At 61.8% G+C, this 18,473-nt stretch carries 16 protein-coding genes; 9 read left to right on the top strand and 7 right to left on the bottom strand.

From position 1 onward, the window contains the following. Window positions 1-86: 86 nt before the first annotated feature. From B2D37_RS05185 to phhA, 5 genes are all read right to left on the bottom strand, one after another. On the bottom strand, window positions 87-1,361 hold the full coding sequence (locus tag B2D37_RS05185; RefSeq protein ID WP_079201711.1) for an MFS transporter: 1,275 nt from the start codon (window positions 1,359-1,361) through the stop codon (window positions 87-89). A 164-nt stretch (window positions 1,362-1,525) separates the two neighbouring features. Further along, a complete protein-coding gene (locus B2D37_RS05190; protein ID WP_079201712.1) occupies window positions 1,526-2,863 on the bottom strand; it encodes a DUF2254 domain-containing protein in 1,338 nt (445 codons plus the stop codon). 205 nt (window positions 2,864-3,068) lie between these two features. After that, a complete protein-coding gene (locus B2D37_RS05195; protein ID WP_079201713.1) occupies window positions 3,069-4,268 on the bottom strand; it encodes an amino acid aminotransferase in 1,200 nt (399 codons plus the stop codon). Then, window positions 4,265-4,618: a 4a-hydroxytetrahydrobiopterin dehydratase gene (locus tag B2D37_RS05200; protein ID WP_079201714.1), complete on the bottom strand. Its 354-nt coding sequence runs from the start codon at window positions 4,616-4,618 to the stop codon at window positions 4,265-4,267. Before B2D37_RS05200 ends, B2D37_RS05195 begins: the two co-directional genes overlap by 4 nt. Before the next feature lie 107 nt (window positions 4,619-4,725). Continuing rightward, window positions 4,726-5,511, bottom strand: a complete 786-nt coding sequence (gene phhA / locus B2D37_RS05205; protein ID WP_079201715.1) for a phenylalanine 4-monooxygenase — start codon at window positions 5,509-5,511, stop codon at window positions 4,726-4,728. Between the two features lie 253 nt (window positions 5,512-5,764). Here phhA and B2D37_RS05210 point away from each other — a divergent pair, with 253 nt between their 5' ends. From B2D37_RS05210 to B2D37_RS05250, 9 genes are all read left to right on the top strand, one after another. Continuing rightward, entirely contained in the window at window positions 5,765-7,318 is a 1,554-nt protein-coding gene (locus B2D37_RS05210; protein ID WP_079201716.1) for a sigma-54-dependent transcriptional regulator, read from the top strand. A gap of 103 nt (window positions 7,319-7,421) precedes the next feature. Continuing rightward, a complete protein-coding gene (locus B2D37_RS05215) occupies window positions 7,422-8,012 on the top strand; it encodes a DUF2214 family protein (protein ID WP_079201717.1) in 591 nt (196 codons plus the stop codon). Between the two features lie 442 nt (window positions 8,013-8,454). Beyond that, window positions 8,455-10,410, top strand: a complete 1,956-nt coding sequence (gene acs, locus B2D37_RS05220; protein ID WP_079201718.1) for an acetate--CoA ligase — start codon at window positions 8,455-8,457, stop codon at window positions 10,408-10,410. A 597-nt stretch (window positions 10,411-11,007) separates the two neighbouring features. Beyond that, a complete protein-coding gene (locus B2D37_RS05225; protein WP_079201719.1) occupies window positions 11,008-11,787 on the top strand; it encodes an ABC transporter substrate-binding protein in 780 nt (259 codons plus the stop codon). Between the two features lie 116 nt (window positions 11,788-11,903). Further along, a complete protein-coding gene (locus tag B2D37_RS05230; protein ID WP_079201720.1) occupies window positions 11,904-12,593 on the top strand; it encodes an ABC transporter permease in 690 nt (229 codons plus the stop codon). Between the two features lie 16 nt (window positions 12,594-12,609). Next, the gene (locus tag B2D37_RS05235) at window positions 12,610-13,308 is read left to right on the top strand and encodes an ABC transporter permease (RefSeq protein ID WP_079201721.1); all 699 of its coding nucleotides are present in this window, start codon (window positions 12,610-12,612) and stop codon (window positions 13,306-13,308) included. Window positions 13,309-13,318: 10 nt separating this feature from the next. Then, window positions 13,319-14,431: a succinylglutamate desuccinylase/aspartoacylase family protein gene (locus B2D37_RS05240; RefSeq protein WP_079201722.1), complete on the top strand. Its 1,113-nt coding sequence runs from the start codon at window positions 13,319-13,321 to the stop codon at window positions 14,429-14,431. A gap of 18 nt (window positions 14,432-14,449) precedes the next feature. Next, a complete protein-coding gene (locus tag B2D37_RS05245; RefSeq protein ID WP_079201723.1) occupies window positions 14,450-15,214 on the top strand; it encodes an ABC transporter ATP-binding protein in 765 nt (254 codons plus the stop codon). 42 nt (window positions 15,215-15,256) lie between these two features. Further along, a complete protein-coding gene (locus B2D37_RS05250; RefSeq protein ID WP_079201724.1) occupies window positions 15,257-16,237 on the top strand; it encodes a GlxA family transcriptional regulator in 981 nt (326 codons plus the stop codon). Window positions 16,238-16,352: 115 nt separating this feature from the next. Here B2D37_RS05250 and B2D37_RS05255 read toward each other — a convergent pair whose 3' ends face one another. Next, a complete protein-coding gene (locus B2D37_RS05255) occupies window positions 16,353-17,189 on the bottom strand; it encodes an ion transporter (RefSeq protein WP_079201725.1) in 837 nt (278 codons plus the stop codon). Window positions 17,190-17,451: 262 nt separating this feature from the next. Next, a complete protein-coding gene (locus B2D37_RS05260; protein WP_079201726.1) occupies window positions 17,452-18,375 on the bottom strand; it encodes an urea transporter in 924 nt (307 codons plus the stop codon). Window positions 18,376-18,473 lie beyond the last annotated feature (98 nt).

Genomic DNA, 18,473 nt, shown 5'->3' on the forward strand with positions numbered 1-18,473 from the left:
ATGCAGTTGACGCGCCGACATGGGCCGACGTGCAAAGTGTTGGGTGGACTCGCCTCACGGCGGTCACCTCTTTTGGTGGGCAGAAGCTAGTTGGTCCGCTCCAGCGCTGATTCGGTGGTGGGCTCCTCGCTGACGTCGTGCGACGGCGGTGCATCGGGCATCAGTTCCAGCACGGTATGGCTGGTGCGCAGCATCGGCATGAAGTGCGCATGCGGCTCGCTGACCAAGTCAGTGACGTGGCGCAAGCGGTAGAAGGTATAAGCCGCGAGCACGCCGAGGGTGGCGGCGAAGTACAGTGGCAGCGCCTGGGCACCCAGGTGCTGCATGAGCAAGCCGGCCAGTAGTGGCCCACAGACAGAACCAATACCATTAACCATCAGTAGACTGCTGGATCCGGCGAGAATTTCATCGGGGTGCAACTGGTCGATCAGCTGCGCCACGGCGATCGGGTAAATGGCGAAGGCCAGGCCGCCCCAGACGAAGATCAGTCCGAGCAACAGGCGTCCGGCTGGCAATACGCTCATCAGCAGGGCCACGGCTACCGATAGCGCCACTACCCAGAGCAGCACCAGGCGGCGGTCATGTTTGTCGGAATAAATACCGATCGGCCATTGCAGTAAGGCGCCGCCGAGAATCGCAGTGCTCATCAACAGACCAACGCCGGTGGCATCGAAGCCGTTGAGGCTGGCATACACCGGGGCCATGGCCCAGAACGCGCTCAAGGCCAGGCCCGATAGCCCCGCGGCGGCAATTGCCACGGGTGCGATACTGACGATCTGGCGCAGGTTGGTGTGCAGGGTTTCAGGGACGCTGGGCTGAATCTGGCGGGTCAGGGTGATTGGCATCAGCGCCATGCTGATCAAGATAGCGGCGAGCACGAAGAGTGTGAACTCGCTGGGGTCGGCCAGGTTGAGCAGTTGCTGCGCCGCCGCCAGCGCGCCGAGATTCACCACCATATACAGGGCGAACACCTGGCCGCGTTTGCCGTCGGGCACCTGAGCGTTGAGCCAGCTCTCGATCACCATGTACAGGCCGACCAGCGCCAGGCCATAGAGCACGCGCAAACCCAGCCAGACCCAGGGGTTGATGATCAGGACGTGGAGTAGGGCGGTGATGGCAGCCAGCGCGGCACAAAAGGCAAACACACGAATATGCCCAACGCGACGAACCAGCGGAATCGCTAGCCAGGTGCCAAGGAGAAAACCGACGAAGTACCCGGACATGATCAGTCCGAGCATCCCGGTGGAGTAGCCTTCGGCGACGCCACGCAGGGTCAGTAGGGTGTTGAGCAGGCCATTGCCGAGGAGGAGTAAAGCAACCCCACCGAGCAATGAGCTGATAGGGGCAATCAGGGACCACATGGCGATCTACCCTAGGGGACTATGGCTTTGATAGCAAGCAGGAAGCGCGCCATGGTTTTTAAGGCATGCTTCTAATCTGTTGATTTATATATATAAAATAGTCTGACAGGCGGTTGCTGGCTTTTCTATTGGCAGAACCCGCACCATCCCGGTGCGGGTTCTGCTCAGCGTTGCTCGAGCTGCAGCGGCGCTAGCGCTGGCGGTGAGAGCCCGGCGACCTTGTTGAAGCGTTCGATCATGTCATTCAGCTCCTGGCGGTCGCGTCGAATGGCAATATGCCGGTCGGCTGTTTCCACGACACTGCGTGCGTGCGTGATCAGCTCGGCTTGGTGCTGGGCGCGAGGGTTTTGGAACATCAGGTTCTTGAACGCCTCTAGCAGGTTGGTCAGTACCTGTGGGTCGCTGCTGCCATAGGTGCGTATCGGGCCGAAAATCTGCTGGAGCAGTTGGTCCAGCGATAGTTCGAAGAAAAATACACGGGGGGCTTCGTCCGCCAGCGGCGCGCAGTCCAGGTCGGGCAACTGCAAGCGCTTGCAGAACAGCACGCTGAGCATGTCGATAGCGGTAATGGCGGTGCATGGATCGTTGATGCCGGGGCTCAGGGCTTTCACCGCAATTTCGGAAATTTGCTGGCAACCAAATACGTAATGCGTGCTGGCGTATTGCTCGACGAAGAAGTCGAAGCAATCGAGCAGTTGCTGGCACAGTTCGTCGTCAACTTTTCGCTCGAGTTTGAGCAGCGGGTGGCCGGGCATGACGAAAAAGCCGCGATGGATCAGCACGGTCATGCGCAGGTCATTGTCTACCAGCAGCCGGTTGAGGGTGTGGATATTGAACGTCTTGAAATAACCGCTGCGTTGCGCATTGACCACCACCCACCCTTGGTCTGCCGGCCAGGCAGGCAGCTCGCTGGCGTCGAGCAGTTTGTCCACGCGGCTGGTGAGCTTCTCAAGAGTGGTGGCGTAAAGGTTGTTGAGGATGTATTCGACTTGGATCGATTGCGAGATGGAACGGATGAAGTGCACGAACAGACCCAGACAGGCGATAGCCAGCCCCAGCGTAATCAGCACGCCAAGGCTGGGGGCCTGATATTGCTCGGTCTGCTCGATGGTGGTGATCAACAGCAGGGCGTAGAGGATGGTGCCGAGGTAAAAGCCCAGGGTCTTCTGGTGACTCTTGCTGCTGATCAGGCCTGGGATTACCCGTGGCGATAGGGATGCAGAGGCATTATTGAGCACCACCATGACCATCGAAAAGCTGAACACCATCAATGTCAGGATGCCGCCGACCAGGGTGCCGAGAATCAACCGGGCATTGTCGGGGTTACGCACCAGGCCGAAGTCGAACCGCTGTTTGAGCGCCATCAGCCAGGGCTGGTATTCAATGGCCATGTTAAATATGCACACCAGTAAGAAACCCACGGCTATCAGCGTGGGGAAGAACGCCAGGCTGTGAGTGACGCGGTGGTAGGTGCGAAAGAACAGGTTGGCTGGGTGGACCACTGGTTGTCTCGTGCTGACCAAGGAGGTTGGTCAAACTATACAACTATAATCACGAGTTCCGTGGCCCCAGCTCAGCTCGTGTGAAGCCTCCGCCGACCTGGGTAGCAAGACAGCGGAATTGCTCTGGAGCGTAACGATCCTCGCAGCGAAGCGGCTACCGCTGGGTAACCGCTGCGTCATCATGCCGGCTGGCGGCATTGAGCAATTAGCTTGAGCACACTCGGGCGATTGCCTGGGCCAAGGCATCCAGGCGTTGGCTATCCAAGCCGGCGACGTTGGCCCTGCCGCTGCCGACCAGATACACGCTGTACTCCGCACGCAGGCGCTGCACCTGCTGGGGCGACAAGCCGGTGTAGGAGAACATCCCGCGTTGCACGGCAATATGGGCGAAGCGCTCGGCCAGGCCATAGGGCTGCAAGGCCTCGATCAGACCATGTCGCAGGCTGACCACCCGTTGGCGCATGCTTTCCAACTCGTTGCTCCACAGGGCCTTGAGCTCGACATCAGCGAGGATGGTGGCGACCACGGCCGCGCCGTGGGCCGGTGGCGTCGACCACAGGTTGCGGGCGATGGAGGCCAGTTGGCTGCGCACATCCAACAGTTTTTCCGCATCGGCGCTGCAAACCAGCAGGGCGCCGGTGCGCTCGCGGTAGAGGCCGAAGTTCTTCGAGCAGGAACTGGTGATCAGCAGCTCAGGCAACTCGGCCGCGAACAGGCGCACGGCCCAAGCGTCCTGCTCCAGGCCGTCGCCGAAGCCCTGGTAGGCGAAGTCGATCAACGGCAGCAGCTCGCGCGCCTTGACCACCTCCAGCACGCGGCGCCAGTCATCCTGGCCGAGGTCGAAGCCGGTCGGGTTATGGCAACAGGCGTGCAGCAGCACCACATCGCCTTGGGGCAAGTGGCTGAGCGCGGCGATCATCGCCTCGACGTTGAGCCGGTTGTCGGCGCCGACATAAGGATAGTGGCCGACGCGCAGCCCGGCCTCGGCAAAGATGGTTTCATGGATCGGCCAGGTCGGATCGCTCAGCCAGATGCCGCGGCCCGGCAGGCAGTGGCGGACAAAGTCCGCAGCCAGGCGCAGGGCACCGGTGCCGCCGGGTGTCTGGCTGGCCGCCGCGCGCTGTTGTTCCAGCAGGCGGCTGTCGGCGCCGAGCACCAGCCTGGTCAGGTGGCTGCAAAACAAGGCATCGCCGTGGCCACCGATATAGCTCTTGCTGGTTTCGCTGTCGACCAGGCGCTGCTCGGCCAGCTTTACCGCGCGCGGAATCGGCGTCAGGCCCTGGGCGTCCTTGTACACGCCGACGCCGAGGTCGAGCTTGGCCGGGTTGCGGTCGCCACGATACGCCTCCATCAGGCCGAGAATCGGGTCGCCAGGCACCCGGGCAATCTGGGCGAAATGGCTCACTTGCGGCCCTCGGCGTTGCCGGCGAGGACATCGGTGCGCGCGGCCATGATGAAGTCGTTGCGGTGCAGGCCGCGCATTTCGTGGCTCCACCAGGTCACGCTGACTTTGCCCCACTCGGTGAGCAGGGCCGGGTGGTGGCCGACTTCCTCGGCGATGACGCCGACCGCGTTGGTGAAGGCCAGGGCATGGCGGAAGTTCTTGAACAGAAACACCCGCTCCAGCTCCATGTGGTCGTCACGGACTTCGATGTTCCAGTCGGGGATCTCGCGGATCAGCTCGGCCAGCTCCTCGTCCGAGACTTTCGGGGCGTCGGCGCGGCAGGCTTCGCATTGGGCTTGGGCAAGGCTCATAGGGGATTCTCCAGGGCAAAGGGTGGGCAAAGCGTAGGGTGGAAAACCGTGAAGCGTTTTCCGCCCCTTGGGGTAATGGTGAATAAGTCGCAAGCGGCGTCTCCAGCCTACGCCGCTTTCGGCGGAAATTTCGGCGCGTTCAGGCCCATTTGCATGGCCTGCTGGACCATGCCCATGATGTCCTGATGAGCCAGTTCGAACAGATGCTTGAGTTCCGGCAAGACGTAGTACAGCGGTTGCAGGATGTCGATGCGGTAAGGCGTGCGCATGGCCTCGATCGGATCGAATGGCAGGTGCTCGGCTTCCCCGGACAGGCTGTAGACGGCTTCTTTCGGCGAGGAGAGGATGCCGCCGCCATAGATCCGGCGACCCTGGCTGGTGTCGACCAGGCCGAACTCGATGGTCAGCCAGTACAAGCGAGCGAGGTAGACGCGCTGTTCTTTTGTGGCCTTGAGGCCGAGCTTGCCGTAGGTGTGGGTGAACTCGGCGAACCAGGGGTTGGTCAGCAACGGGCAGTGGCCGAAGATCTCGTGAAAGATGTCAGGCTCCTGCAGGTAGTCCAGTTCCTTGGGGCTGCGGATAAAGGTGGCGACCGGGAATTGCTGGCTGGCCAACAGTTCGAAGAAGGTCTGGAACGGAATCAGCGCCGGCACCCGGGCGACGCGCCAGCCGGTGGCGGCTTGCAACACCCGATTCACTTCATCGAGCTGTGGGATACGCTCATGGGGCAGGCCGAGTTGCTCGATGCCGTCCAGATACTCCTGGCAAGCGCGCCCTTCGATCACCTTGAGTTGCCGGGTGATCAGGGTGTTCCACACCTGATGCTCGGCTTCGCCGTAGTGGATAAAACCGCTTTCATCCGGTTGCCGAGCCACATACTGCGTGCTCTTCATCACTGCCTCCTGCTGGATCTGTCGTTGTTATATTGGACAATGGATACCCCAGGTTGTGAGGTTGCGCAGCAGTGAATGCGGCGGCGGGGAAGGGCTAAGGCGGGAATTTCGTAAAGAAAAGGTTACGTTGCTGGCGGCGCAGCCAATTATCGTGTTGCTGCTGGACTAATCTGTCACATATTCTTGACGAATAATAAGGCGAGTTAGTCGATTTCCGACGCTCTGCTATCAGAAAATGTGCTCAGGGCCTGCCATGCGTATCAAGATTCACTGTCAAAACCGGATCGGTATTCTGCGCGACATCCTCAACCTGCTGGTTGAGTACGGCATCAACGTCGCCCGTGGCGAGGTCGGCGGTGAGCAGGGCAACGCCATCTATATGCTCTGCCCGAACCTGATCAACCTGCAATTCCAGGCCCTGCGGCCGAAGCTGGAGGCGATTCCCGGGGTGTTCGGGGTCAAGCGCGTCGGCCTGATGCCCAGCGAGCGCCGTCATCTGGAGTTGAACGCCTTGCTCGGCGCCCTGGAGTTTCCGGTGCTGTCGATCGACATGGGCGGTTCGATAGTGGCGGCCAACCGCGCCGCCGCGCAGTTGCTTGGCGTGCGCGTGGATGAAGTGCCGGGGATTCCGCTGTCGCGTTACGCCGAAGATTTCGATTTGCCGGAGTTGGTGCGGGCCAACAAGTCGCGGATCAATGGCCTGCGGGTCAAGGTCAAGGGCGATGTGTTCCTCGCCGACATCGCGCCCTTGCAAACCGAACACGACGAGAGCGATGCCCTGGCCGGTGCGGTGCTCACCCTGCACCGCGCCGATCGGGTCGGCGAGCGCATCTACCATGTGCGCAAGCAGGAACTGCGCGGCTTCGACAGCATCTTCCAGAGTTCCAGGATCATGACTGCGGTGGTGCGCGAGGCGCGGCGCATGGCGCCGCTGGATGCGCCGCTGTTGATCGAGGGCGAGACCGGCACCGGCAAGGAACTGCTGGCGCGCGCCTGCCACCTGGCCAGCCCGCGCGGGCAGTCGCCCTTTATGGCGCTCAATTGCGCCGGCCTGCCGGAATCCATGGCCGAGACCGAGCTGTTCGGCTATGGCCCCGGTGCCTTCGAGGGCGCCCGCCCGGAGGGTAAGCTTGGTCTGCTGGAATTGACTGCCGGCGGCACGCTGTTCCTCGATGGCGTCGGCGAGATGAGCCCGCGTCTGCAGGCCAAGCTGCTGCGCTTCTTGCAGGACGGCTGCTTCCGCCGGGTCGGCAGCGACGAGGAGGTGTACCTGGACGTGCGGGTGGTCTGCGCCACCCAGGTCGACCTGTCCGAGCTGTGCGCCAAGGGCGAATTCCGCCAGGACCTCTACCATCGGCTCAACGTGCTCAGCCTGCATATTCCGCCCTTGCGTGAGTGCCTGGACGGGCTGGCGCCGCTGGTCGATCACTTCCTCGATTCGGCCAGCCGGCAGATCGGTTGCCCGTTGCCCAAGCTGGCCCCGCAGGTGCTGGACAAGCTCGGCCACTATCATTGGCCAGGCAATGTGCGCCAGTTGGAAAACGTACTGTTCCAGGCGGTGTCGCTGTGCGAGGGCGGTACGATCAAGCTCGAACATATCCGCCTGCCGGACTACGGCGCACCGCAGCCGTTGGGCGCGTTCTCGCTGGAAGGCGGCCTGGATGACATCCTTGGGCGCTTCGAGAAGGCCGTGTTGGAGCGGCTGTATCATGAGCATCCGAGCAGCCGGCAACTGGGCAAGCGCCTCGGCGTGTCGCACACCACCATCGCCAACAAGCTGCGTCAGCACGGGTTGGGCAAGGAGTAGGACGTTGCATAATGGTTCTTGCGGATACAAATGATAACTTGCATCATTCGCCTTCAATATTCTGCCGCAGGGAGTGCCTGGCCGAACAACAAGAAGGTAAATCATGCTCAAAACGCTGCTCATCTACAGTCATCTACTCGCCACCTGCGTCGCCCTCGGTACCCTGTTGACGGCCGACCACAAGCTCTGGCGCTGGCGCCGGGATTGGTTGGATGCGAGCCAGCGCGCCCAGTTGGCCGAGGTTCAACAGGTGGTTGGTCTGGCGCTGCTGGCCCTGTGGCTAACCGGGCTGGCGCTGGTGGCGCAGGGTTATTTCTCTGAAGGCATGGCCTATCTGCTCAATCAGAAACTCTGGGCCAAGGGCACGGTGGTGGTGCTGTTGAGTCTCAACGGCCTGCTATTGCACCGCAACGGGTTTCCCCTGTTGCACCAGGCTCCCTTCGTCGCCTTGCCCGGTCCGGCCCGCTTACGCCTCGGTCTGTTGGGGGCGCTGTCGATGAGTGGCTGGCTGTTCGCTGCCTTCCTCGGGGTGGCGCGGCCGTGGAACCACGGCATGCCTTATCTACATATCATGGCGGGCTTCGCCGCGCTGTTGCTGCTGGCCGCTGGCGTGGCGCTGGTCGTGGTGCGGGCTGTGGGCGAGGCCGGGCGCGTTGAGGCTGGGGCCGAGTCTTGCAAGACCTTGGCGCAATAGCCTGCATGCAAGTGGCTGGGGGAGACTGTAGCTGTCCGAATCCTGCGTGATCTGGATGTAAGTGGTTCTCCATTCCGCTTGCGGAGTGTTTGGGTAGGCGGCCTCTGGGTCGCCTTTTTTTCGTATGCAATCTACCCCCGTCGAGCGTTTTGACGGCCGCTCAGTGACCCGGTTGCAGTTGCAGCGGCGCCTGGCGGCTGGTCATGCAACTGCTTTACTTGAGAGGTTGTGGAAAACGCTCGCCTACGACCGCCTCCAGGATCCCGCTGCTGATGGCTAATATTTTCACCGCCGCTGAGACATGCTTGCAGCGCCTTTGCGGGCTGTCAGTGGAGCAAGACCATGGTTGTAGAGCGGTAATACCATGGTCGAATGGCCCTAGTAGGGGTATCTGGTGACAAAATGCCCCATAGAAAAACAACTACTCACCGAGGTCTATCCAATGAGTGCTGCGTCCCTCTATCCCGTACGCCCAGAGGTGGCGGCTCAGTCGTTTACCGACGAAGCCACCTACAAAGCCATGTATCAGCAGTCGGTGATCAATCCCGACGGCTTCTGGCGTGAGCAGGCCCAGCGGCTGGACTGGATCAAGCCGTTCACCAAGGTCAAGCAGACCTCCTTCGATGACCATCACGTCGATATCAAGTGGTTTGCCGACGGCACTCTCAACGTTTCCTACAACTGCCTGGACCGTCACCTGGAAGAGCATGGCGATCGGGTGGCAATCATCTGGGAGGGTGATGATCCTTCCGAGCACAAGCACATCACTTACCGCGAGTTGCATGAACAGGTGTGCAAGCTGGCCAACGCCCTGCGCGGCCAGGACGTGCACCGTGGCGACGTGGTGACCATCTACATGCCGATGATCCCGGAAGCGGTGGTGGCCATGCTTGCTTGTGCACGTATTGGCGCCATCCACTCGGTGGTGTTCGGCGGCTTCTCTCCCGAGGCGCTGGCTGGGCGGATCATCGACTGCAAGTCCAAGGTGGTGATCACCGCCGACGAAGGCCTGCGCGGCGGCAAGAGCATTCCGCTGAAGGAGAATGTCGACGACGCCTTGACCAATCCGGAAACCGCCAGCGTGCAGAAGGTTATCGTCTGCCGGCGCACCGGTGGCGAGATCAAGTGGAACCAGCACCGCGACATCTGGTACGAAGACCTGATGCAGGTCGCCGGCAGTGTCTGTGCACCTAAGGAAATGGGCGCCGAGGAGGCGCTGTTCATCCTCTATACCTCCGGTTCCACCGGCAAGCCCAAGGGCGTGCTGCACACCACCGGGGGTTACCTGTTGTATGCCGCGATGACCCATGAGCGGGTGTTCGACTACAAGCCGGGTGAGGTGTTCTGGTGCACTGCCGACATCGGCTGGGTTACCGGTCACAGCTACAACGTCTACGGGCCGCTGGCCAACGCCGCCACTATCGTGCTGTTCGAGGGTGTGCCGAACTACCCGGACATTAGCCGCGTCGCCAAGATCATCGACAAGCACCAGGTCAATATCCTCTACACCGCACCGACCGCGATCCGCGCCATGATGGCGCAGGGTCAGGCGGCGGTGGAGGGCTTCGACGGTTCCAGCCTGCGCCTGCTCGGTTCGGTGGGCGAGCCGATCAACCCGGAGGCCTGGCATTGGTACTACGAGACCGTCGGCCAGAGTCGCTGCCCGATCGTCGACACCTGGTGGCAGACCGAAACCGGTGCCACCTTGATGACCCCGTTGCCGGGGGCTCATGACCTCAAGCCCGGCTCGGCGGCGCGGCCGTTCTTCGGCGTGCAACCGGGCCTGGTGGATAATATGGGTAACCTGTTGGAGGGTGTCGCCGAGGGCAACCTGGTGATCATCGACTCCTGGCCGGGTCAGGCGCGTACCCTGTACGGCGACCACGACCGTTTCGTCGATACCTACTTCAAAACCTTCAAGGGCATGTATTTCACCGGCGACGGTGCTCGCCGTGACGAAGACGGTTACTACTGGATTACCGGTCGGGTGGATGACGTGCTCAATGTCTCCGGTCACCGCATGGGTACCGCCGAAATTGAAAGCGCCGTGGTTGCTCACCCGAAAGTGGCTGAAGCCGCAGTGGTCGGTGTGCCGCACGACATCAAGGGGCAGGGCATCTACGTCTACGTCACCCTTAACGGTGGCCAGGAGCCTTCCGAGCAGCTGCGTCAGGAATTGAAGAACTGGGTGCGCAAGGAGATCGGTCCGATCGCCTCGCCGGATGTGATCCAGTGGGCTCCCGGTTTGCCGAAGACTCGCTCGGGCAAGATCATGCGCCGCATCCTGCGCAAGATCGCGACCGGCGAATACGATGCACTCGGCGATATCTCCACGCTGGCCGATCCTGGCGTGGTGCAACACCTCATCGATACTCATCGCGACATGCAGGTCGCCTAACCGGCACCGGCAATCTGCGCCCCGCCTCGGCCACAAGCCGAAGCGGGGCGTTTTGCTTTCTGTCAGCCCCCTCTGCTGCCGTGGCGGCACTGCTGCGCAAGCGCGCCCTTTAACGTTTCCGGCTGATCCATCGGCGCTAAGCTTGCGCGCTACCGAGGTGCGCGGAGGCCGCACGCCGGTAACACCGCGCACTTATGTGGGCGGCATGGAAACATATCGTGCGGGTTCGATGCGGGAACATCCAGATGCTAAAGAATAAATAGGCGCTGTAAGGACCGTAAACAATGGGTTTTGCTAAAACAGGCGCGATAATTGCTTTCTATATCGGTTGCCCTTTCTATCTGTCTCCCCATGTTTTGCGGAGACTGTCAATACGTCCGCAGTGCCCGTCCGGGTCTTTTGTAATTACTTGTCGCATTGAAGAAATATCGACTTTCGACCTGTCGCTAGAATGCCGCTCACCCAGCCGGACCTGCTTGTCGCTGCGAGTTACCCAACAAACATGGCGAGTTCGCTACCATTTATCCAGGGCTGGGTGCATATGCGCTCACAGAGATACTGCCAGCCGCATCCATTCCCATTCGAAGGAGTCACAAGATGAAGAAGATTGCACTTCTCGGCGCACTGGCGCTATCCGTGCTGTCGCCGCTGGCCATGGCTGAAGACGCCAAACCCCTGCGCATCGGTATCGAAGCGGCATACCCACCGTTCGCCTACAAGACTCCCGATGGCAATATCACCGGTTTCGACTACGACATCGGCAACGCCCTGTGCGAAGAGATGAACGTCGAGTGCAAGTGGATCGAGCAGGAGTTCGACGGCCTGATCCCGGCGCTGAAAGTCCGCAAGTTCGACGCCGTGCTGTCGTCCATGTCAATCACCGAGGACCGCAAGAAGTCGGTCGACTTCACTGGCAAGTATTACGCCACTCCAGCCAAGTTGGCGATGAAGGCTGGCAGCGAGATCAATGATCCGCAGGTTGACCTGAAGGGTAAGAAGATTGGTGTGCAGCGTTCTTCGGTCTATGACCGCTATGCCTCCGACGTGTTCGCCTCGGCTGGTGCCGAGATCGTGCGCTACAGCTCGCAGAACGAGATCTTCCTCGACTTGCAGACCGGTCGCCTTGACGCCACCCTCGCTGACTCGGTGAACATCGACGACGGCTTCCTCAAGACCGACGCCGGCAAGGGCTTCGCCTTCGCTGGGCCTGACTTTACCGACGTGAAGTACTTCGGTGAAGGGCAGGGCATTGCCGTGCGTAAAGGCGACACGGCCCTGGCCGACAAATTCACGGCAGCCATTGCCAGTATCCGTGCCAATGGCAAGTACAAGGAAGTGCAGGACAAGTATTTCGACTTTGACGTCTACGGCGACTGATTCCCGCAATCAAGTCGCTTATCAGTGAGAGTGGCGCAAACAGGCGATAGCGTGCTTGTGCCACTTTTCCGTTGTGCTCCTCGGCGCCGCCCGGCGCCTGTATGAGGTACTAGAGCATGCTTGACGGCTACGGCTCGACCATTCTCGAAGGCGCCTGGCTCACCCTGCTGTTGGCTCTGTCATCCATTACGGTTGCCATCTTCCTCGGCTTGCTCGGTGCGGCGTGCCGTCTGTCGCCGATCAGGTGGTTGGCGATTCTGGGTGAAACCTACGCCACCGTGATTCGTGGCATTCCCGACCTGGTGCTGATCCTGCTGATTTTCTATGGCGGCCAGGATCTGGTGAATCGGGTGGCACCGCTACTGGGTTTCAACGAATACATCGATATTAATCCGTTTGTCGCCGGTGTATTCACCATGGGCTTCATCTTCGGTGCCTACCTGTCGGAGACCTTTCGCGGCGCCTTCATGGCGATTCCCAAAGGCCAGAGCGAGGCGGGTGCCGCCTATGGCATGAGCGGGATCAAGGTGTTCTTCCGCATCCTGGTGCCGCAGATGATCCGTTTCGCCATTCCGGGCTTCACCAACAACTGGCTGGTGCTGACCAAGGCCACCGCGTTGATTTCGGTGGTGGGGTTGCAGGACATGATGTTCAAGGCGAAAAGCGCGGCCGATGCCACGCGTGAGCCGTTCACCTTTTACCTGGCGGTCGGCGCCCTCTATCTGGTGCTGACCAGCGTGTCCCTGCTGGTGCTGCGCTATGTGGAAAAGCGCTACTCGGTCGGCACCAAAGCCGCCGATCTGTGAGCATGGGAGCGAACGCATGATCTTCGACTACAACGTGATCTGGGAAAACCTGCCGCTGTACTTCGGTGGCGTCCTGGTGACCCTGCAGCTGCTCCTGATTTCCCTGGCGTTCGGCTTGGCGCTGGCGATTCCGCTGGGGTTGATGCGAGTGTCCAAGTCAGCGCTGCTGAACTTTCCGGCCTGGCTCTATACCTATGTGATCCGCGGCACGCCGATGCTGGTGCAGTTGTTTCTGATCTACTACGGTCTGGCCCAGTTCGAGGCGGTGCGGGAGAGTTTCCTCTGGCCGTATTTTTCCAGTGCGACCTTCTGTGCCTGCCTGGCGTTTGGCATTAACACCAGCGCCTACAGCGCGGAGATTCTCGCCGGCAGTCTGAAGTCGACCCCGCCTGGCGAAATCGAGGCGGCCAAGGCCATGGGCATGTCGCGGGGCAAGCTGTACCGGCGGATTCTCCTGCCGTCGGCACTGCGCCGGGCACTGCCGCAGTACAGCAACGAAGTGATCATGATGTTGCACACCACCAGCCTGGCGTCGATCGTCACCCTGGTCGACATCACTGGTGCGGCGCGCACCGTCAGTTCGCAGCATTACCTGCCGTTCGAGGCGTTCATCACCGCCGGGCTGTTCTATCTGTGCCTGACCTTCGTTCTGGTGCGCCTGTTCAAATATGCCGAGCGGCGCTGGCTGGCCTATCTGGCGCCACGCAAGGCCTGAGGAGCTGAACATGCAACGGATCGATCATGTGTTGCCCTGGAACTGCCCCGGCACGGAACGGCGTTTAAGCGTGTTGCGCTTTGGCAGCGGCCCGTGCAAGGCCTATATCCAGGCCGCGCTGCATGCCGATGAGATGCCGGGCATGCGAGTCGCCGTGGAACTCAAGCGGCGCCTGCGTGAACTCGAAGCCCAGGGCCGTTTGACCGGAGTCATCGAGCTGGTGCCGGTGGCCAATCCGATCGGCCTGGGTCAGGTGTTTCAGGCGACCCAGCAGGGGCGTTTCGAGTTCGCCAGCGGCAAGAATTTCAACCGTGACTTCTTCGCCTTGGCCGAGGTCATTGCCCCGGCACTCGACGGCTTCCTGGGTGACGATGGCCCGGCCAATGTGCGCTTGATCCGTGCGGCGATGCAGGCCGCCCTGGATGTCCTGCCTGCGCCAACTTCCGAGTTGCAGGCCTTGCAGCGCTTGTTGCTCAAGCACGCTTGCGATGCCGATGTGGTGCTGGATCTGCACTGCGACTTCGAGGCGGTGGTGCATCTGTACACGCTGCCGCAGCAATGGGCGCAATTGCGCCCGCTGGCCGCCCGCCTGCAGGCCGGGGCGGTGCTGGTGACCGAGGATGGCGGCGGCAGTTCCTTCGACGAATCCTGCTCGCTGCCCTGGTTGCGCCTGGCCCGGCAGTTCCCCGCGGCGACCATTCCGCTGGCTTGCCTGGCGGCCACGGTCGAGTTGGGTGGCATGGCCGATACCGGCAAGGAGCAGGCCGCAGCCAGTGCCGAGAGTATTCTGGCGTTTCTCGCCGAGCAGGGCCTGATCGCCGGCGATTGGCCGCCAGCGCCCGTGGACTGCTGCGAGGCCACGCCTTTCGAGGGTGCCGAATATGCCTGTGCGCCGCATGCCGGGGTGGTGAGTTTTCTGCAGCCGGTAGGTGCGCGGGTCAAGGCCGGTGATCCGCTGTTCGAGGTGATCGATCCGCTGAGCGATCGCCACAGCACTGTCTGCGCCTCGACCGATGGTGTGCTTTACGTTCGTGAACGGATGCGCTTTGCCCAGCCCGGTTTGTGGTTGGCCAAGGTCGCCGGTCGTACCCCTATTCGCCAGGGTCGCTTGCTCAGCGACTGACTCAAGAGAGTGGAAACCATGTACAAACTCGAAGTTCAGGATCTGCACAAGCGCTATGGTAGCCACGAAGTGCTCAAGGGTGTGTCCCTGGCGGCCAAGGCCGGTGACGTGATCAGCATCATCGGCTCCAGCGGCTCGGGCAAGAGTACTTTCCTGCGCTGCATCAACCTGCTCGAACAACCCCATGGCGGCAAGATCCTGCTCAACGGCGAAGAGCTGAAGCTGGTGGCCAACAAGGAAGGTGCGCTCAAGGCCGCCGATCCCAAGCAGTTGCAGCGCATGCGCTCGCGGCTGGCCATGGTGTTCCAGCACTTCAACCTGTGGTCACACATGAGCGCCCTGGAAAACGTCATGGAAGCGCCGGTGCATGTGCTCGGCATGAGCAAGAAGGAAGCCCTGGAAAAGGCCGAACACTACCTGAACAAGGTCGGCGTGGCCCATCGCAAGGATGCCTACCCGGCGCACATGTCCGGCGGCGAGCAGCAGCGCGTGGCGATTGCCCGTGCCCTGGCCATGGAGCCGGAAGTGATGCTGTTCGACGAGCCGACCTCGGCGCTCGACCCCGAACTGGTCGGCGAGGTACTCAAGGTCATGCAGGATCTGGCTCAGGAAGGCCGCACCATGGTGGTGGTGACTCACGAAATGGGCTTCGCTCGCGAGGTGTCCAACCAGTTGGTATTCCTGCATAAGGGTGTGGTCGAGGAGCGTGGCGATCCGCGCGAAGTGTTGGTCAATCCACAATCGGAACGCCTTCAGCAGTTCCTCTCTGGTAGCCTTAAGTGAGCGGCATGCCCTTGTCCGCCAACAGAGCCTAAACTGCCCCCCATGACTGCCCATCGAATCGGTTTCCTGCTTTGGCCCAACTGCAAACCCCTGACCTTGGCTTTGGCCGAGGAGGCCTTGCGCGTTGCCCAGCGTGTCCACCCGGACGTGGTCTACGAACTGACGTTCATTCAGGCCGAACCCCCGGCCGAAGGTGCCTGGCGTCTCCCGGGAGAACCCTGGGTGGGCAAGCTGGACGGTTTGCACAAGCTCTTCCTGCTCGCCGACGAGCCGCCCGGGCCCATGCCCCTGGTCTTGTCCAGCGCGCTCAAGCAACTGGTGCGTGGCGGTTGCGTGATCGGCGGGATATCCGCCGGGGTCTATCCACTGGCGCAACTGGGCCTGCTCGATGGTTACCGCGCCTCGGTGCACTGGCGCTGGCAGGACGATTTCAGCGAACGTTTCCCTAAAGTCATCGCCACCAGCCACCTGTTCGACTGGGACCGTGACCGCCTCAGCGCCTGCGGCGGTCTGGCGGTGCTCGATCTGCTGCTGGCTTTGCTGGCGCGTGATCACGGCGCCGAGCTGGCCGGTGCGGTGTCGGAAGAGCTGGTGGTCGAGCGGATTCGCGAGGGCAGCGAGCGTCAGCGCATTCCGCTGCAGAACCGTTTGGGTTCCAGCCATCCCAAGCTGACCCAGGCGGTGCTGCTGATGGAGGCGAACATCGAAGAACCGCTGACCACCGACGAAATCGCCCAGCATGTCTGCGTCTCGCGCCGCCAGCTGGAACGCATTTTCAAGCAGTACCTGAACCGGGTGCCCAGCCAGTACTACCTGGAACTGCGCCTGAACAAGGCGCGTCAGTTACTGATGCAGACCAGCAAGTCGATCATCCAGATCGGCCTGTCCTGCGGCTTCTCCTCCGGCCCACATTTCTCCAGTGCCTACCGCAACTTCTTCGGTGCCACCCCGCGTGAAGACCGCAACCTGCGGCGCAGCAACAGTCCCTTCGAACTCACCTCGGCGCCGGTCGAGCGCTGCTGAGGCCTTCGTCCTGAAAAGAAAACCCGCATGCAACTGCGGGTTTTTTCTGCCTGGGCCATAGCCCCCTAGCGCCGCGCAGGGGGTTCTATCGCGTTTGTGACGGCGCTATCGCGCCTCAGTCTTGATCGGTTTGACGTGGAAACAACGGATTGCCGCAGCGGCTGCAGAACGCCGCGCCCTGCTCGTGAAAATCCTTCGCACAGCTCGGGCAGTCTTGCTGGCGCTGGTCGCCGCCGCGCATGGCGTTGGCCAGTTCGGCAGTGAATATGCCGGTGGGTACGGCGATGATTGAGTAACCGATGATCATGATCAGGGTTGCCAGCGCCTGGCCCAGCGACGTATGCGGGACTATGTCGCCGAAGCCCACGGTGGTCAGAGTGGCCACCGCCCAGTAGATGCCTTTGGGGATGCTGGTGAAGCCATTTGCCGGTCCTTCGACCACGTACATCAGGGTGCCGAACACGGTTACCAGGGTGGCGATGGTGGCGAAGAACACGATGATCTTCTGCCGGCTGCCGCGTAGCGCGGTGAGCAGGAAGTTGGCCTGGCGCAGGTAGGGACTCAGCTTGAGTACGCGGAACACCCGCAGCATGCGGATCACCCGGATGATCAGCAGGTACTGGGCGTCGGCGAACAGCAGGGCGAGGATCGCCGGCAGAATCGCCAGCAGGTCGATTAACCCGAAAAAGCTGAAGGCATAGCGCAGTGGCTTGGGCGAGCAGTACAGGCGCACCACGTACTCGATGGCGAACAAGGCGGTAAAGCTCCATTCCAAGATCTTCAGCCAGGCGCCATATCGATCGTGAACGCTACTCACGCTGTCGAGCATCACCACGATCAGGCTGGCCAGGATGGTCAGCAGCAGCCAATTGTCGAAACGCTGCCCGGCCGGGGTGTCGGTGTGGAAGATGATGATGTATAGGCGCTGGCGCCAGTTGTCTGAGCTACTCATGGTGGATTGTGTTTTCCCTTGCGACTCGGCTGGCAACGACTATGCACGCAGCCTAGGGAGTTCTACCGCTGCAAAGCAAGCTCTCAGCGGTTGTAAAAATAGCGAGTGCCGTCGTGCGAGCAACTGCAGGCGTGCGCGGCCAGGCGCGCTGCGTGAAAAACTTGGGGGGTTAGTGAGCAAAATGACCCTGCTTTTTACCTAGTGCGATACCGCAGCGGGCGTTTGCAGGCGACCGCAGCAGACGGGAGTTTTTCACCGCCTCTCAGTCAGGGCGCGCTGGTGTGCAGTCGCCGGTGGCCGGGCGCAGCACTTGCCGGCTGGCCTGGATCAGCCAGCAGGCGAGGATGAACGGCATGGTCAGTGGCGGCAGGCCGAGGGCGGCGAAGCCTGGCTGCAGGAGCAGGGCGAGACCGATTCCCAGCAACGGCGCCCACGGCTGGCGATGCACCTGGCTCAAGGCGATGGCCGCCAGCGCCGCGTTGTAACCATAGAGGCCGGCGAGGGCGCTGTGCTGCTCCCAGCCCTGATACAGCGCCAGGCTCAAGCCCGCGGCGGAGCCGAGCAAGGCCCAGAGGGCGGCGCGGCGGTCGGCCAGCAGCAGACCGAGCCACAGGCACAGCCCGGCTAGCGGCTGGTCGAGGAAGATCACCTGGCCCAGGCCGCGCAGCAGTGCCAGCAGGCTGGCGAGCCAATCCAGACTATGCGCCGCCGTGACAGGGTCGCTGTGCAGTTGCAGTTGCAGCTGCAGTGGCTGCGCCAGCCACAACAGCAGCCAGCTCAGGACGACGAAGGGCAAGGTGAAGGCCGGCAGCCACTGACGTTCGCGCATGCAGCGCATCCAGGGTGCGAGAACCAGGCTGGACAGGCCTGCGCCGAGGATGATCAGCAGCGGCAGCAGCAGCGACCAGCTGAACTGCGCGCTGATCAACATCCCCAGGAGGATGCCGTTGTAGCCGTATAACCCGGCGGCGATGTCGGCCTGCGGGTAACCGCGGCGCTGCGCCGTGAGCATGCTGCAGCCGCCGCCGAGCAAGGCGCCGCCGAGCAGGTGCGGCGCGCCGAGCAGGATCGTCAGCACCACCAGCAGGCCGCAGCCGGCGTGGCTGAGCAGGAAAATCTGACTGAAGCCATGGAGCAGCGCACGCAAGCCCCGTCGCGCGTGGGGTGGCAGAGACAGCTGATGCATGCTCGGTCGGCCTGAATAAAAAGCGGCGCCGATCAGGGCGCCTGGAATCGCTGGCCAGGCCAGCGTGGGATGTATGTCGTTGTGACGTAGGGGGGTAG

It is taken from the genome of Pseudomonas sp. CC6-YY-74, from assembly GCF_002025205.1.
GTDB classification, from domain to species: domain Bacteria; phylum Pseudomonadota; class Gammaproteobacteria; order Pseudomonadales; family Pseudomonadaceae; genus Aquipseudomonas; species Aquipseudomonas paeninsulae.

Excerpts from the sequence above, each read along its gene's own strand:
- B2D37_RS05185 (WP_079201711.1), bottom strand. The coding sequence starts at position 1,361 with ATGTGGTCCCTGATTGCCCCTATCAGCTCATTGCTCGGTGGGGTTGCT.
- acs (WP_079201718.1), top strand. The coding sequence starts at position 8,455 with ATGAGTGCTGCGTCCCTCTATCCCGTACGCCCAGAGGTGGCGGCTCAG.
- B2D37_RS05215 (WP_079201717.1), top strand. The coding sequence starts at position 7,422 with ATGCTCAAAACGCTGCTCATCTACAGTCATCTACTCGCCACCTGCGTC.
- B2D37_RS05235 (WP_079201721.1), top strand. The coding sequence starts at position 12,610 with ATGATCTTCGACTACAACGTGATCTGGGAAAACCTGCCGCTGTACTTC.
- B2D37_RS05240 (WP_079201722.1), top strand. The coding sequence starts at position 13,319 with ATGCAACGGATCGATCATGTGTTGCCCTGGAACTGCCCCGGCACGGAA.
- B2D37_RS05260 (WP_079201726.1), bottom strand. The coding sequence starts at position 18,375 with ATGCATCAGCTGTCTCTGCCACCCCACGCGCGACGGGGCTTGCGTGCG.
- B2D37_RS05225 (WP_079201719.1), top strand. The coding sequence starts at position 11,008 with ATGAAGAAGATTGCACTTCTCGGCGCACTGGCGCTATCCGTGCTGTCG.
- B2D37_RS05210 (WP_079201716.1), top strand. The coding sequence starts at position 5,765 with ATGCGTATCAAGATTCACTGTCAAAACCGGATCGGTATTCTGCGCGAC.
- B2D37_RS05200 (WP_079201714.1), bottom strand. The coding sequence starts at position 4,618 with ATGAGCCTTGCCCAAGCCCAATGCGAAGCCTGCCGCGCCGACGCCCCG.
- B2D37_RS05245 (WP_079201723.1), top strand. The coding sequence starts at position 14,450 with ATGTACAAACTCGAAGTTCAGGATCTGCACAAGCGCTATGGTAGCCAC.
- B2D37_RS05230 (WP_079201720.1), top strand. The coding sequence starts at position 11,904 with ATGCTTGACGGCTACGGCTCGACCATTCTCGAAGGCGCCTGGCTCACC.
- B2D37_RS05250 (WP_079201724.1), top strand. The coding sequence starts at position 15,257 with ATGACTGCCCATCGAATCGGTTTCCTGCTTTGGCCCAACTGCAAACCC.
- B2D37_RS05255 (WP_079201725.1), bottom strand. The coding sequence starts at position 17,189 with ATGAGTAGCTCAGACAACTGGCGCCAGCGCCTATACATCATCATCTTC.
- phhA (WP_079201715.1), bottom strand. The coding sequence starts at position 5,511 with ATGAAGAGCACGCAGTATGTGGCTCGGCAACCGGATGAAAGCGGTTTT.